Genomic DNA, 14,821 nt, shown 5'->3' with positions numbered 1-14,821 from the left:
AGAAAGGACATCCCAGGACCGAGGCATCAGCTCAATATACAAAATCCTGGCGACTGTTTAATCAGCCTCGAAAGAAAGGAAAGGAGCACCATGGACGACCAGCTCGCCCTCCGCATCCAGCTGTTCCGCGAGAGCGGCCAGGTCAGGCCCGAGGTCGCCGCGTTCGTCGCGGACGAGCTGGACGCCCTGGCCGCCGAGGGCCGTACCGTCACCGAGGGCACGGCGGGCATGCTCACCAGCCATCTGATGATGGCGCTCAACCGGCTCCTCGACGGCGAGCCGATCGAGGAGTTCCGGACCGACGAGCAGGTGGCGGCAGAGCTCGCCGGCCACCCCGAGGCCGTGGCCCGGGCCCGCGCCGTGTCCGTACGGGCAGCGAAGGCCCTGGGCGCCCCGCTCCCCGAGTCCGAGATCAACTTCCTGGGTCTGCACCTCGCCGTGCTCGCCCAGAACTCCCCCGCCTGACCCGGCTCCGCGGTACGCGGCAACCACGAGACGAAGGAATCAGCCATGACGAAGATCCTCACCGGTGGCGTCGGCAAGTCCGAGGTCGCGCAGACCATCGGCGCGCTCGGACTCGACGGCCTGGAGATCACGGTCTCCAACGACATGGACGCGGCGATGAAGCTCCGCGGCGGCCAGGCCGACTACTACCTCGGTACGTGCCACACCGGCGCCGGCGCCTCGCTCGGCGTCCTCGTCGGCCTGCTGGGCTCGCCCCTCTGCCACACGTTCGGCCGTTCCGTCCCCACCGAGGACGAGGTCGGCGCCCTGCTGGCGGACGGCAAGAAGGTCTTCGGCTTCGCCATCGACCAGATCGACGTGATCGCCCCGATCATGGCCCGCGCGCTCACCGCGCGCGGCTGACCCGCCGAAGACCTGCCAGGGCCCAGAGGAGACACCCCCGTGACCACCGTCCTTGCAGCGAGTACCGGTCTGGACTTCTCGCTGACGCAGAAACTGTTCGTCATAGCCCTGTGCGCGCTGACCGCCTTCATCGCGCACATGGCACTGGCCGTATTCAACGACGGCGTACGCCCCTTCATGCTCGACTTCATCCAGGGGCGCACCACCCGCTCCGCCACCACGGCGGTGTCCTTCGGGCTCTCCGCGGGCTTCATCTTCGGCCTCGGGGCACCGATGGCCCTCTCCAGCGGGGTCCTCAACCCGTGGCTGCTCTTCCTGCCCACCGACATCCTGGGCATCCTCTCGCCCAAGAAGTGGCTGGCGCCGCTGCTGGGCGGCGCGTGGGGCGCGGTGGTCGTCTTCGGCCTCAGCGGGGCCAATGAGGTGGCGCACGATCTGCCCGTCGACTTCCTGACGGCGATGCAGCAGATGTCGACGCCGATCCTGTTCCTGTTCACGCTCTTCCCGGTGCTCGCCATCACCAAGCAGTTCGGACGGCTGCGCGGTGGCATCGCGGCGGTGCTCGAACTGGCGCTCGTGATCATGACCATGAAGATCTGGCCCAATGTCTTCGCCGGCTCGCTGGCGATGGCGGCCGGTGTACTGCTGCTCATCGGCTTCGCCGTCAGGAAGGACCTGCTCCAGCGCACGGCCGACCGGGCCGAAGCGGCGGCCGCCGGCGAACAGACCTCGGGCACGGGGCAGCCGGAGGCGGCCGGGGACGACCCGATGGCCTCTCTCTTCAGCTCCAGCGCCCTGCGGCTGCGCCGCTTTCTGCCGCTGTTCATGGTGCTGGGCGCCGGAGTCTGTGTGCTGGCGCAGATGCACATATTCGGCGGCGGCGAGGCCACCAGCTTCCTGATCGCCAAGGGGCACTACAGCGAGGCCGCCCAGGTCGACTTCTACCGGGTCTTCGGCTTCATCCCGCTGATCGCGACGACCGCGCTCGCCTCCGGTGCGTACGGCATCGCCGGCTTCACGCTCGTCTACCCCCTCGGCTATCTGATGCCGAACCCGTTCCTCGCGGCCGTCGTCGGCGCCGTGGTCTTCGCCCTCGAAGTCCTGGCCCTCTCCTCCATCGGCAAGGTCCTCGGCAAGCTGCCGAGCGTGCGTGACTCCTCCGAGCATCTGCGCGCCGCGATCACCGAAACGCTGGGGCTGGCGATCCTCTTCGGCTCACTGCTCGCGGCCAATGTCATGGGCGGCGGTGTCGCGATCCTCATCGTGGGCGGGCTCTACCTCCTCAACGAGGCGATGGGCCGGCCCGTGGTACGGATGGCGGCGGCCCCCGCCGCGGTGATCGTCGGCGGCGTCCTCCTCAACCTCCTCTACTGGCTTGACCTGTTCACCCCCGTCAAGGGCTGACCCCTCTCACGGGCTGATCCAGGCACACCGGGAAGGCACCCGCACCATGCGGCACCACCCCGGGGACCACTCCCCGGCCCCCCACACCCGTCACTCTCTGCATACCGTCGCCGGGCCGCTGCCCGTCTCCGCCGTGCGCGGCCCGGCGCTGGCCCACGAACATCTGGTGCTGGATCTCGACCGTACGGGCGACGGCGCCGCCGTCCTCGACGCCGAGCGCCACCGGGCCGCCGTCACCGCGGAGCTGGCCGCCCTGCGCGCCGAGTTCGGGCTCGGCCTGGTCATCGAGCTGACCTGCCGGGGCATGGGCCGCGACCCGCTCGCCCTGGCCCGGATCGCCGAGGAGTCCGGGGTCGCGGTCGTCGCGGCCACCGGCTGGTACTACGAACCGTTCCACCCGCGCGAGATCGGCGGCGCGAGCGTCGAACAGCTCGCCGGGACACTGATCCGGGAGATCAACGACGGCCTCGGCGCCACCGGCATCAGACCGGGCGTGCTCGGTGAGATCGGCAGCCACGGCGACCGGCCGAGCGAGTCCGAGACCCGTTCGCTCCTCGCCTCGGCCCACGCGGCCCTCGCCACCGGCCTGTCGGTCGCCACCCACGCCCAGCTCGGACGCGGCGGACTCGCCCAGCTGGAGCTGCTCACCGGTACGGGCCTGGCACCGCACCGGATCTCCCTCGGCCACCAGGATCTGCTGGACGACCCCGCCACGCACCGCGAACTGGCGGCGAGCGGCGCGTATGTCGCCTTCGACACCGTCGGCAAGGAGAGCTACCAGAGCGACGACACCCGGCTGCGGCTGCTGCTGGCGCTGCTGGCGGCCGGGCACGCGGACCGTGTCCTGCTCAGCTGCGACATCTCGCGCCACGGCTATCTGGAGTCGGAGGGCGGTCAGGGGTACGGGCACCTCTTCCGGTCCTTCCTGCCCAAGGCCCGCGCGGCGGGCGTGGACGAGGACCTGATCGACCTGATGACACGCCGCAACCCGCTGCGCTTCCTGACCGGCGCCGATGCCGGCGCCGATGCCGGCGCCTATGCCGAGGAGATCTGAGATGTCCGTACAGCTTCCGCGGACCTTCCCGCTGGCGACGATCGCCCTGGAGGACGCGGTCCGGCGCCAGTTCCGGCTGCTCGAACACACCGCCGCCCACTTCGAGGGACCACAGCTCTTCGAGGCGGACACCGGTGTCGTGCCGGGGCTCGGCCGACCCCGTACGACCGCGCGCGTCGAGGCCGTCCTCGCGGACTTCTTCGGCGCCGAGGACGCGGCGCTCGTCCAGGGCGCGGGCACAGGCGCGATCCGGGCCGCGCTGCAGGGCGCCGTCTCCCCCGGCGACCCGCTGCTGATCCACCGGGCCCCGGTCTACCGGACGACGGCCGTCACCCTGCGCGGACTCGGAGTCCGTACCACCGAGGTGGACTTCAACGACCGTACGGCGCTCCAGGAGGCCCTGGAATCCGGCGCGTTCGCCTGGGCGTACGTCCAGCACAGCCGGCAGCGGCTCGCCGACTCCTACGATCCGGGCGAGGTGCTCGCGGCCTGCCGCGCCGCCGGGGTCCGCACGGTCGTCGACGACAACTACGCGGTGCTGCGCGTGCCCGCCTCCGGGGTGGAACTGGGCGCGGACGCCTCCTGCTTCTCCCTCTTCAAGCTGCACGGCCCCGAGGGGGTCGGCGCGGTCGTCGGCGCCCGTGATCTCGTCGCGCACGTCCGCGGCGACAACTACTCGGGCGGCGGCCAGGTCCAGGGCCACCAGGCGCTCGACGCGCTGCGCGCCCTCACCCATGTCCCCGTCATGTGGGCCCTCCAGTCCCAGGTGGGCGCGGAGGTCGCGGCCCGGCTCTCGGCCGGTGAGGTGCCGGGCGTCGCCGAGGTACGGATCGCCAACGCCCAGGACCGGTGCCTGCTGGTACGGCTCGACCGTCCGGTGGCCCGTGAACTGCCCGCCGCCGCCGCGCGGCACGGCGCGGCTCCCTATCCCGTGGGCTCCAACTCGCGTTACGAGATCGCCCCGCTCGTGTACCGGATGTCCAGCTCGTCACTCGACGACGCGCCGGAACTCGCCGACTGGACCGTACGGATCAACCCCATGCGGGCCGGCGCCGATCTCGTGATCGAGATCCTCCGCCGTGCGCTGCACGACCTGGAGGGCTGATCGTGTTCCTCGACACCGTCCTCACCCGCAACCCGGCGCTTGTCGACACGGCGACCGCGCTGCACCGGTCGGGCGCCGTCCCGCCCGACACCTATGTCATGGACGCCGACGCCGTCGAAGCCAACGCGGCGCTGCTGGCGGCCGAGGCGGAGCGGCTCGGGCTCTCCCTGTGGTTCGTCGTCAAACAGTTCGGCCGCAACCCCGCGCTGATCCGGGCGGTCGCCCGGCACATCCCCCGGTTCGCCGCGATCGACCCGTCCGAGGCGCGCACCCTGCACGCGGCGGGCGCGCGGGCCGGCAACCTCGGCCATCTGGTGCAGATCCCGCACCGCGCCCTGCCCGAGATGCTCGGCTGGCGGCCGGAGGCGGTGACCGTCTTCGATCTCGCCAACGCGCGCGCCGTCTCGGACGCGGCGGGTGAACTCGGCTTCGTCCAGGACGTGTTCGTACGGCTCGAAGGCGCCGCCGGCTCGGTCTACCCGGGCCAGGAAGGCGGCGTACCACTGGACGCGCTGGACGACTTCGCGGCCGCGGCCGAACAGCTGCCGTCCCTGCGCATCGCGGGCGTCACCGCGTTCCCCTGTGTGCTGTGCGACCCGCTGACCGGCCGGCCGGCACCGACCGCCAATTTCGAACTCGCCCTCAAGGCAAGGGAGCTGCTGACCGCGCGCGGCCACCACGGGCTGGGGCTCAGCGCGCCCAGCGCCACCTCCATGGCGACCCTGCCGCTGCTGGCCGAGCTGGGCGCCACCCATGGCGAGCCCGGCCACTCCCTGACCGGCACCACCCCGCTGCACGCGGTCGACCCGCACCAGCCGGAGCAGCCCGCCTATGTGTACGTCAGCGAGGTCGCCCACACTCTCGCGGACGGCCGGCCCGCGCTCTACGGCGGCGGTTTCTACGCCCGTGCCGGCATCCGCGACGCGCTGCTGCCGCGCACCGGCCTGCGCCTGCCCGTGCAGGGCGCCCCCGCCGAGAACATCGACTACTACCGGCTGCTGGACGCGCCGCCGTCCGGCGCTGTGCGGGCCGGGGACACCGCCGTACTCGCCTTCCGTACCCAGATCTTCGTCACCCGCTCGACCGTCGCGGTCGTCGCCGGGCTGTCCACCGGGAAGCCCCGGCTGACCGGCCTGTACGACGCACAGGGCCGGACCGTGTAAGGAGCCACCGCCATGAGCAAGACCGTCATCGTCGTCATCGACGGATTCGGGATCGGCGCGATGCCGGACGCGGGCACGCTGCGGCCCGGCGATCTCGCGGCCGACACCTGTGGGCATGTCCTGGACCACTGCCGGTCGCTGCTGGGGCGGCCGCTGCGGCTGCCGGCCCTCGGCGCCCTGGGGCTCGGCCTGGTCCGTCCGCACCGGGATCTGGCCCGGCGTACGGCGCTGCCGGTGGCCGTGGGGCGGGCCGCCCTCGGCTATCCGGGCGCGGACACGTTCGCCGGGCACCAGACCATGATGGGCGCGGACTTCAGCCGGGTGACGGTGGCCCGGCTCGCGGACCATCTCGACGAGGTGACCTCCGCGCTGAAGGCGGCGGGGCACGAGGTCGAACCACTCGACGGGCGGCCGCTGCTGCTCGTCGACGGGGCCGTACTCGTCCACGACAATCTGGAGGCCGACCCGGGCATCAACTGGAACGCCTCGGGGCGCCTGGACGACCTGCCCTTCGACCGGATCCTGGCCATCGCCCGTACGGTCAGGGCCGTGGCGCCCGTCGCGCGGGTGATCGCGGTCGGCGGCCACGCGGACGGACCGCTCGGCGCGTACGTACGCGACGGGGACGGCGGCACGGTCGGGCTGGACACCCCGGCGAGCGGCTTCTACCGCAACGGCGGCCTCGCGGTGCGGCATCTGGGCGCGGACCTCGACCACACCCGGCAGCTGCCGGACCTCGCGGCGCGCGCCGGTATCCCGGTCACGCTCGTCGGCAAGGCGGCGGACATCCTGGCGTGCGAGGCGGCGCTGCGGCGGCCGGCGGTCGCGACGGCGGAGGTCCTCGCGTACACGCTGGAGGCGGTGCGCGCACCCGGCGACGGGCTCGTCGTCGCCAATGTCCAGGAGACGGACCTCGCAGGGCACCAGCAGGACACCGAGCGGTACGGACGGATCCTGGAACGGACGGACGCCGGGCTGGCGGCGCTGCTCGGGCTGCTGGACGGGGCGGACGACCGGCTGATCGTGACGGGCGACCATGGCAACGATCCGACGATCGGGCACGCGTATCACACCCGGGAGTACGTGCCGGTGCTGACGTACCGGGCGGGGGCGACGGGGGTCGAACTGCTGCCGGACGCGCGGACGCTGGCGGACGTGGGGGCGAGCGCGGCGGCGTCGCTCGGCCTGGACGCGGGCGCCCTGGCGAGCGGTTCGGTGCGATAGGCGCGGGTGGGGCCCGTCCCACGGGTGGGGGCCCCGTCCCACGGGCACCCCCACCTCCGGCGGACGGCGGACCGTCAGCCCATGAACTTCTTGAACTCGTCCGGCAACTCGAAGTTCTTGTCCTCGGCAGGCAGTCCGAACGCGCCGCCCGAGTGCGCCGTTTCCTCGCGACGCGCCGCCGCGGCCTGCTCGTCGGCCTTCCGCTTCATCGGGTTGCCGGACCGCTGCTTGCCCTTGGCCTGCTTCTGCTTCTTCTTCGCACGGCCCGGACCGCCGCCCATGCCGGGAACGCCCGGCATCCCCGGCATCCCGCCGCCCTGCGCCATCTTGGACATCATCTTGCGGGCCTCGAAGAACCGCTCCACCAGGTTCTTCACCGCGCTGACCTCGACACCCGAACCCCGGGCGATCCTGGCCCGGCGCGAGCCGTTGATGACGGTCGGGTCGTGACGCTCACCCGGGGTCATCGACTTGATGATCGCGGCGGTACGGTCCACGTCCCGCTCGTCGATGTTGTTGATCTGGTCCTTGATCTGCCCCATGCCGGGCAGCATGCCGAGCAGCTTGCTGATGCTGCCCATCTTCCGGACCTGCTCCATCTGGGCCAGGAAGTCGTCGAGCGTGAAGTCCTTGCCCTTGCTGCTCGCCAGCTTGGAGGCCATCTTCTCGGCCTCGGCCTGGCTGAACGTCTTCTCCGCCTGCTCGATGAGGGTGAGCAGGTCACCCATGTCGAGGATGCGGGACGCCATCCGGTCCGGGTGGAACGCGTCGAACTCGTCGAGCTTCTCGCCGTTGGAGGCGAACATGATCTGCTTGCCGGTGACGTGCGCGATGGAGAGGGCCGCGCCACCGCGGGCGTCACCGTCGAGCTTGGAGAGCACCACGCCGTCGAAGCCGACGCCGTCACGGAATGCCTCCGCGGTGTTGACCGCGTCCTGGCCGATCATCGCGTCGACGACGAAGAGGACTTCGTCGGGGTTGACCGCGTCGCGGATGTCCGCGGCCTGCTTCATCAGCTCCTGGTCGATACCGAGGCGGCCCGCGGTGTCGACGACGACCACGTCGTACTGCTTGGCGCGGGCGTGCTCGATGGAGTCCTTGGCGACCTTGACCGGGTCGCCGACGCCGTTGCCCGGCTCGGGGGCGTACACCGCGACGCCCGCGCGCTCGGCGACGACGGAGAGCTGGGTGACGGCGTTGGGGCGCTGGAGGTCACAGGCGACGAGCAGCGGGGAGTGGCCCTGGCCCTTCAGCCAGAGGCCCAGCTTTCCCGCCAGGGTGGTCTTACCGGCACCCTGGAGACCCGCGAGCATGATCACGGTCGGCGGCTGCTTGGCGAAGCGCAGGCGCCTGGTCTCGCCGCCGAGGATGCCGATGAGCTCCTCGTTGACGATCTTGATGACCTGCTGGGCGGGGTTCAGCGCCTGGGAGACCTCGACGCCTGCCGCGCGCTCCTTGACCTTGGCGATGAAGGCGCGGACGACGGGCAGCGCGACGTCCGCCTCGAGCAGGGCGATACGGATCTCGCGGGCCGTGGCGTCGATGTCCTCCGGGCTGAGGCGCCCTTTGCCCCGGAGGCTCTTGAATGTGGCTGCGAGGCGGTCGGAGAGAGTGTCGAACACGGCGGTCGCGGATCCTCAGGTCGGGAGCGGGTGAGGGGGCTGTCCCGCGCGGTGAAGGACAGACCGTCCCCCAGGGTATCCGGCCGCGCGCGGTGTGGTCTGCCCTGCGGGTGGCTCGGCCGTACGGGGGAGGGACCGGCCCGCCGCGGGACCGGTCACCCGGTCCTCATTGCAGGGCGGCCTCCAGCGCCTTCGCCAGCGCCACCGCGTCCGCCTCGGGGAGTGGGGAGCCGTCCCCCCGTGTGACGTAGACCGTGTCGACCGCGTTCGCTCCGAGCGTGGACACATGGGCGCTGCGCACCCGTACGGCCGCCTGTTCCAAGGCATGGCCGATGCGGTGCAGCAGGCCCGGCGCGTCCTGGGCGCGGACTTCGATCACCGTCGCGAGCTGGGAGGCGGTCGGCGCGACGGTCACCCGCGGTGGCGGGGCTTTCACGCCGCGGCGGCGCGGATACGCGGCCTCCCGTTCTGCCAGCCTGGACGGGATGTCGAGCGAGCCGTCCAGGGCCCGTACGAGATCGGCGCGGAGCCGGGTGGCCTGCGGCAGCGAGCCGTATTCGGCGGCCACCCGCCAGCTCAGCAGCAGGACGTCGGACGTCTTGCCGAGTTCGGTGGGCAGTTCGATGGCGCGCAGATCGGCCGCCCGTACGGTGAGCCGGTGCAGGGCGAGCACCCCGGCGGCGGCGGGCAGCACGCCCGGCCGGTCGGGGAGCGCGATCAGCAGTTCGACGCCGACGGGTTCCGGTTCGCCGTCCTCCTGCGGGGTCTCGGCCTGGGCGCGCAGCGCGAGCACCGGTCCGCCGGTGCGCAGCGCCTCGACGGCCAGCCGTTCCTGCTCGGCGCTGGGCGCGGTGGGTTCGGGGTCCGCGAAATCGTCACCGGTGAGGACGGCGGCGACCCGCGCCACGAGGTCGTCGACGAGCGAGGCCCGCCAGGAGGACCAGGCGGCGGGGCCGGTGGCGAGGGCGTCGGCCTCGGTGAGGGCGTGCAGCAGTTCCAGCGTGGCCAGCGAGCCGACCCGGGCGGCGACCGAGCTGACGGTCGCCGGGTCGTCCAGGTCGCGCCGGGTCGCGGTGTCGACGAGCAGCAGATGGTGGCGTACGACGGTGGCGATGACGGCCGTGTCGTCGCGGTCGAAGCCGATCCGGGCGGCGACATCGCGGGCGATGACCTCGCCGGCCACGGAGTGGTCGCCGGGCCAGCCCTTGCCGATGTCGTGCAGCAGGGCGCAGACCAGCAGCAGGTCGGGGCGGCCCACGCGACGGGTCAGCGAGGAGGCCTGGACGGCGGTCTCCACCAGATGGCGGTCGACGGTCCAGGTGTGCACGGGGTTGCGCTGGGGCCGGCAGCGGACCCGCTCCCAGTCGGGCAGGAGCCGGGTGATCAGGCCTTCGGCTTCGAGGGCCTCCCAGACGGCGACGGTCGACTCGCCCGCGCCGAGCAGGGTGACGAGCTCCTCGCGGGCCTCGGCGGGCCAGGGCACCGGAAGGGGTTTCGACGCGGTGGCGAGGCGCCGTACGGCGTGCAGCGAGATCGGCAGGCCGGCCTGGGCGGCGGCGGCCGCCGCGCGCAGGGGCAGGACGGGGTCGCGTTCGGCGCGGGCGGTGCGGGCGAGGACGACCTCGCCGTCCTGCTCGACCACGCCCTCGGCGAGCGGGGTGCGCTCCGGGGCGGGCTTGCTGCCGAGCATGGCCCGCAGCCGGGGGCGTACGGACCGGGAGCGCAGCACCCGGTTCACCTCGCGCCAGGTGACATCGGAGGCGTACGAGACCGTGCGCGCCGCCTCGTACACCTGCCGCAGCAGTGCGTCGGCGTCGAGCAGGCCGAGTTCCGCGGCGACGGGGTCCTGTTCCTGGAGGGCGAGCCGGTCGGTGGCGCGTCCGGTCGTCAGATGCAGGGCGTCACGCGCGTCGAGCAGCCGGCGGCGGGCGGTGGCGAGCCCCTCGCGGGGCGCGTCCGCGAGCCAGGACGCGGCGACGGCGCGCAGCGCGGTGGCGTCGCGCAGTCCACCCCTGGCCTCCTTGAGGTCGGGCTCCAGCAGGAACTGCAGCTCGCCCTGGCGCTCGGCCCGCTCCCGGCACAGCTCGTCGAGCTCGGGCAGTCGCTTGGGCGCGGTGTTGCGCCAGTCGGCGAGGATCGCGGTACGCACCCCGGTGACCAGGCCCAGATCGCCGGCGACATGCCGGGCGTCGAGGAGGCCGAGCTGCACCTTGAGGTCCTCGGCCGCGGTTTTCCGCGCCTCGGCGGGCGTACGGACGGAGTGGTCCAGGGCGAGCCCCAGGTCCCACACCGGGTACCAGACCCGGTCGGCGAGGGCGGCGATGGCGCCCGGGCCGGAGGTGCCGTCGTGCAGGAGCAGCAGATCGAGGTCGCTGCGCGGGGACAGCTCTCCGCGTCCGTAGCCGCCGACGGCGACAAGGGCCGCGCCGCGTACCCCGCTCTCCTGGGCGGCGGTGGTGAACAGCGCGTTCAGCCAGTCGTCGGTCAGCCGGGCCAGGGCGGTACGGCGCGGCGGCCCTGGCTGCGCCTTCTCCTGAAGGAGGCGCAGCCGGGCCGCCGCATAGCCGCTGGGTCCCGAGTCTGCCTGTCCGGTTGTCTCTTCGAGGCTCGTCACCCAGTTGTTCCCGTCTCTAGAGGGCGTCAGGTCCGCGCTCGCCGGTCCGTACCCGGACCGCCGTGTCGACCGGCACGCTCCATACCTTCCCGTCACCGATCTTGCCGGTGCGGGCGGCCTTCACCACGACATCGATGAGCTCTTCCGCGTCCGCGTCCTCGACCAGGACCTCTATGCGGATCTTCGGTACGAGGTCGACGGTGTACTCCGCACCCCGGTAGACCTCGGTGTGGCCGCGCTGCCGGCCGTACCCGCTGGCCTCCGTGACCGTGAGCCCCTGGACTCCGAAGGCCTGCAGGGCCTCCTTGATCTCGTCCAGGCGGTGTGGCTTCACGACTGCGGTGATGAGCTTCATGCGTCCACCTTCTTGTTCTTCGCCGCGGCGGCGGGGGTCTGGTTCGAGGCGCTGCTGCGGCCCGACGGCGAGCCTCCCACGGCGCTGTAGTCGTAGGCCGACTCCGCGTGGTACGCCATGTCGACACCGCTGGTCTCGTCGTCCTCGGAGGCCCGGAAGCCGATCGTCTTGTCGACGATCTTGGCGAGGATCCAGGAGACCACGAAGGAGTAGGCCATCACCGAGAAGGCACCGACGGCCTGCTTGCCGAGCTGCGAGATGCCGCCGACGCCGTCGATCGCCAGGAGACCCACGAGCAGGGTGCCGATCACACCGCCGACGAGGTGGACACCGACCACGTCGAGCGAGTCGTCGTAACCCAGCTTGTACTTGAGGCTGACGGCCCAGGAGCAGAGCGCGCCGGCGACGACACCGATGAGCAGGGCGCCGAAGGGGTTGACGTTCGCACCGGAGGGGGTGATCGCGACGAGGCCCGCGATGGCACCGGAGGCGGCGCCCAGCGTGGTGAACGCGCCGTGCCGGATCCGCTCGTATATCAGCCAGCCGAGCATCGCGGCGCCGGTGGCGATCTGCGTGTTGAAGGCCATGAGGGCGGAGGTGCCGTTGGCGGCGAGCGCGGAACCGGCGTTGAAGCCGAACCAGCCGAACCACAGCAGACCGGCGCCGAGGACGACGAGCGGCAGGCTGTGCGGCCGCATCGGGTCCTTCTTGAAGCCGATCCTCTTGCCGACGACCAGGACCGCGGCGAGCGCGCCGATACCGGCGTTGATATGGACCGCCGTACCACCGGCGAAGTCGATCACTCCGAGCTTGAAGAGCCAGCCGTCGGACTGCCAGACCCAGTGCGCGACCGGGAAGTACACCACGCTGACCCAGAGCGTGATGAACAGCGCCCAGGCGCTGAACTTCACCCGGTCGGCGAGCGCACCGCTCATCAGCGCGGGGGTGAGGACGGCGAACATCAGCTGGAAGAGGGCGAAGGCGAAGACCGGAATGCCTTCCTTGCCTCCGGTCAGCGTCTCGGCCGTGATGCCCTGGAAGCCGACGTGGTCGAAGTTGCCCAGCAGGCCGGCGCCGAGGTCGTCACCGAAGGTCAGTGAGTACCCGTAGAGCACCCACAGCACGCTGACGATGCCGAGGGCGATGAGGGACATCATGAGCATGTTGAGGGCGCTCTTCACCCGCACCATGCCGCCGTAGAAGAATGCCAGGCCGGGCGTCATCAGCATGACAAGCGCGGCACTGATCAATACGAATGCGGTATCTGCGCCATTCAAAGCCGGTGTCCCCTCGTGGGTCGGAACGGCCCGTGCGGATGCTCTAGCAGGTGGGCCGACGTTGCTGAGGAGATTGGCGCAGTGCGGTTTCGGCCAGTGCTGCTCGATGTTTCCGGGCAGTGACGAAGGCATCCGGCGTGTTACGGGCCGATGAACCGACGGATCGCGGCCGGCGGTCCCGGACACCCTCTGCGGGCATCGTAAACCGGCCGCGGCCTTCACCCTGCTCACCTGGCGGCGGGGGAGCCGTGTCGGGCGGTACGGGGTGACTGCCGCGGCCGGAGCCTCGGGGGGGTGGCCGCCGCTCAGACGGCCTCGGCCGACTCGGGCAGCTGGGCGGTGAGCAGATCGGTGAGCTCGGCGACGGCGGGGACCTGGCCGAAGTCCCTGGCGGCGGTGTCGACGGTCTTGCGGAGCCGGTTGTTGACCCGCTCGGAGCGGACCCGGCGGGCCACCTTCAGGGCCTCCTGGGCCAGCACCGTGGACTGCTCCGGCTCCTTCTTGAGGAGATGGACGGTGGCCATGCCGATCAGGTTCAGGGCATACGACCGCTGGTGTTCCTCGTCCTCGCGGAAGAGCTCGACGGCGCGTCGCATGACGGGTTCGGCGAGGGAGGCGTAGGTGGGGCTCCGCCCTGCGACATAGGCCAGATCGCGGTACGAGTGCGCGTTCTCGGCGTTGAGTTCGGCCTCGGAGAAGAAGCGGATCCAGTCGGGTTCGGGCTCGCCGTCCAGTCCGGCGTCGGAGAAGGTGTCCTCGGCCATCCGGACGGCCCGCTTGCACCTGCTCGGCTGGCCCATATTGGCGTAGGCGCGCGCCTCCATCGCATACAGCATGGCCTGGGTCCGCGGGGTGGCGCAGTCCCGGCTGCCGTACTGGGCGAGATGCACCAGTTCCAGTGCGTCGTCCGGCCGGCCCAGATGGATCATCTGGCGGCTCATGGAGGACAGGATGTACGAGCCGAGCGGCTTGTCCCCGGACTCCTTGGCGGCGTGCAGGGCGAGGACGAAGTACTTCTGGGCATTGGGCTGGAGGCCCACGTCGTAGCTCATCCAGCCGGCCAGCTCGGCCAGTTCGGCGGCGCACCGGAAGAGCCGCCGGGAGGTGTCCTCGGGCTGCGACTCCTGCAGCAGGTCGGTCACCTCGTGGAGTTGGCCGACGACCGCCTTGCGGCGCAGTCCGCCGCCGCACTTCGCGTCCCACTGCCGGAACATCGCGGTGGTCGACTCCAGCAGTTCCAGCTCCGGCTCGGAGAGCCGGGACGGACGGTCCGAGACCACGCCCACGGGAACGGGCCGCGTCTGGTCGCCCGAGGGGGCGGGGACCAGCCAGCGCTGCAAGGGCTCGACCAGGGCGGGCCCGGCGGCCAGCGCCAGCGAGGACCCGAGGAAGCCGCGCCGCGCCAGCATCAGGTCGCTGCGGGAGAACTCGCTGATCAGGGCGACGGTCTGCGGGCCCGCCCAGGGCAGATCGACCCCCGAGACCGACGGCGACTGGTGCGCGGAGCGCAGTCCGAGATCCTCGATGACGACGACGGTGCCGAAGCGCTCGGAGAACAGCTCGGAGAGGATGCGCGGGATGGGTTCGCGCGGCTGCTCGCCGTCGAGCCAGCGGCGCACGCGCGAGGTGTCCGTACTGATGTGGTGTGCGCCCAACTGGCGGGCTCTGCGGTTGACCTGGCGCGCCAGCTCACCCTTGGACCAGCCGCTGCGCCGGAACCACGAGTCGAGCCGCCCGTTCGGGCTCTTGCCTGTGTTCGTGCCGCCCGCGCCACTGCCACCCACTGGAACGCCCCCATCCGCCGAAGCCCTGTCACGCGAACCGCTATCAGAATGCCGTGAGTTGCGGCCGCCCGTCCGGTGGCTGCGCCCCTTCGAACAGGGAACCGAGTTGCCCCCGGCATACCCACGAGAAGGCTCTTCCCCGAGGTTCGTGTACTGAAAGTAATCCTACGATCACTGCCCTGGCGAGGGTGATTCCACAAACGCCACCATTCGCCACCCCTACGAATGAACTCGCCTACGGTCGGGCGCGCTTCACTTGACACACGACGATCCGGAGTGGGCGGAGCGTTGTGCGCCGGAGTGCGCGAGTCGGGTCGCACCACCCCCAGCACCTCCGCGCGCCGCCTTGGCC

At 71.6% G+C, this 14,821-nt stretch carries 12 protein-coding genes; 7 read left to right on the top strand and 5 right to left on the bottom strand.

The annotated features are described in order from the left end of the window. Positions 1–90 precede the first annotated feature (90 nt). Genes ACZ6MZ_RS07045 through ACZ6MZ_RS07015 form a run of 7 tightly spaced genes read left to right on the top strand, consistent with a single transcriptional unit; the run spans position 91 to position 6,817 of the window. A complete protein-coding gene (locus tag ACZ6MZ_RS07045) occupies positions 91–465 on the top strand; it encodes a transcriptional antiterminator (RefSeq protein WP_384184634.1) in 375 nt (124 codons plus the stop codon). 45 nt (positions 466–510) lie between these two features. Then, a complete protein-coding gene (locus tag ACZ6MZ_RS07040; RefSeq protein ID WP_389788015.1) occupies positions 511–867 on the top strand; it encodes a DUF2620 domain-containing protein in 357 nt (118 codons plus the stop codon). Positions 868–906: 39 nt separating this feature from the next. Continuing rightward, positions 907–2,271, top strand: coding sequence for a YhfT family protein (locus ACZ6MZ_RS07035; protein WP_469350286.1), 1,365 nt, complete (start codon positions 907–909; stop codon positions 2,269–2,271). Between the two features lie 46 nt (positions 2,272–2,317). Next, positions 2,318–3,325: a phosphotriesterase family protein gene (locus ACZ6MZ_RS07030; protein WP_469350284.1), complete on the top strand. Its 1,008-nt coding sequence runs from the start codon at positions 2,318–2,320 to the stop codon at positions 3,323–3,325. Between the two features lies 1 nt (position 3,326). Then, positions 3,327–4,430 (top strand): aminotransferase class V-fold PLP-dependent enzyme, encoded by a 1,104-nt coding sequence (locus ACZ6MZ_RS07025; RefSeq protein WP_469350282.1) that lies wholly within the window; start codon positions 3,327–3,329, stop codon positions 4,428–4,430. Positions 4,431–4,432: 2 nt separating this feature from the next. Further along, entirely contained in the window at positions 4,433–5,593 is a 1,161-nt protein-coding gene (locus ACZ6MZ_RS07020; RefSeq protein ID WP_386878276.1) for an alanine racemase, read from the top strand. Between the two features lie 12 nt (positions 5,594–5,605). Continuing rightward, entirely contained in the window at positions 5,606–6,817 is a 1,212-nt protein-coding gene (locus ACZ6MZ_RS07015) for a phosphopentomutase (RefSeq protein ID WP_389788006.1), read from the top strand. A gap of 74 nt (positions 6,818–6,891) precedes the next feature. Here ACZ6MZ_RS07015 and ffh read toward each other — a convergent pair whose 3' ends face one another. From ffh to nsdA, 5 genes are all read right to left on the bottom strand, one after another. Continuing rightward, positions 6,892–8,439 (bottom strand): signal recognition particle protein, encoded by a 1,548-nt coding sequence (ffh, locus tag ACZ6MZ_RS07010; protein WP_389788004.1) that lies wholly within the window; start codon positions 8,437–8,439, stop codon positions 6,892–6,894. Between the two features lie 166 nt (positions 8,440–8,605). Continuing rightward, positions 8,606–11,053, bottom strand: coding sequence for a [protein-PII] uridylyltransferase (locus ACZ6MZ_RS07005; RefSeq protein WP_384335459.1), 2,448 nt, complete (start codon positions 11,051–11,053; stop codon positions 8,606–8,608). Between the two features lie 16 nt (positions 11,054–11,069). Continuing rightward, positions 11,070–11,408 (bottom strand): P-II family nitrogen regulator, encoded by a 339-nt coding sequence (locus tag ACZ6MZ_RS07000; RefSeq protein WP_384184609.1) that lies wholly within the window; start codon positions 11,406–11,408, stop codon positions 11,070–11,072. Then, positions 11,405–12,685, bottom strand: a complete 1,281-nt coding sequence (locus ACZ6MZ_RS06995; RefSeq protein ID WP_389787998.1) for an ammonium transporter — start codon at positions 12,683–12,685, stop codon at positions 11,405–11,407. Before ACZ6MZ_RS06995 ends, ACZ6MZ_RS07000 begins: the two co-directional genes overlap by 4 nt. Before the next feature lie 305 nt (positions 12,686–12,990). Beyond that, positions 12,991–14,469 carry a transcriptional repressor NsdA gene (gene nsdA, locus ACZ6MZ_RS06990; protein WP_469350278.1) on the bottom strand — a complete coding sequence of 493 codons (1,479 nt, stop codon included), beginning with the start codon at positions 14,467–14,469 and terminating at the stop codon, positions 12,991–12,993. Positions 14,470–14,821 lie beyond the last annotated feature (352 nt).

This window comes from Streptomyces sp. NPDC042201 (assembly GCF_055582185.1).
This window is presented reverse-complemented; position numbering and strand designations above follow the sequence as displayed.

Bases quoted from the DNA above. Each gene is read 5' to 3' on its own strand.
- ACZ6MZ_RS07040 (WP_389788015.1), top strand. From the start codon at position 511: ATGACGAAGATCCTCACCGGTGGCGTCGGCAAGTCCGAGGTCGCGCAG.
- ACZ6MZ_RS07030 (WP_469350284.1), top strand. From the start codon at position 2,318: ATGCGGCACCACCCCGGGGACCACTCCCCGGCCCCCCACACCCGTCAC.
- ACZ6MZ_RS07000 (WP_384184609.1), bottom strand. From the start codon at position 11,408: ATGAAGCTCATCACCGCAGTCGTGAAGCCACACCGCCTGGACGAGATC.
- ACZ6MZ_RS07025 (WP_469350282.1), top strand. From the start codon at position 3,327: ATGTCCGTACAGCTTCCGCGGACCTTCCCGCTGGCGACGATCGCCCTG.
- ACZ6MZ_RS07045 (WP_384184634.1), top strand. From the start codon at position 91: ATGGACGACCAGCTCGCCCTCCGCATCCAGCTGTTCCGCGAGAGCGGC.
- ACZ6MZ_RS07015 (WP_389788006.1), top strand. From the start codon at position 5,606: ATGAGCAAGACCGTCATCGTCGTCATCGACGGATTCGGGATCGGCGCG.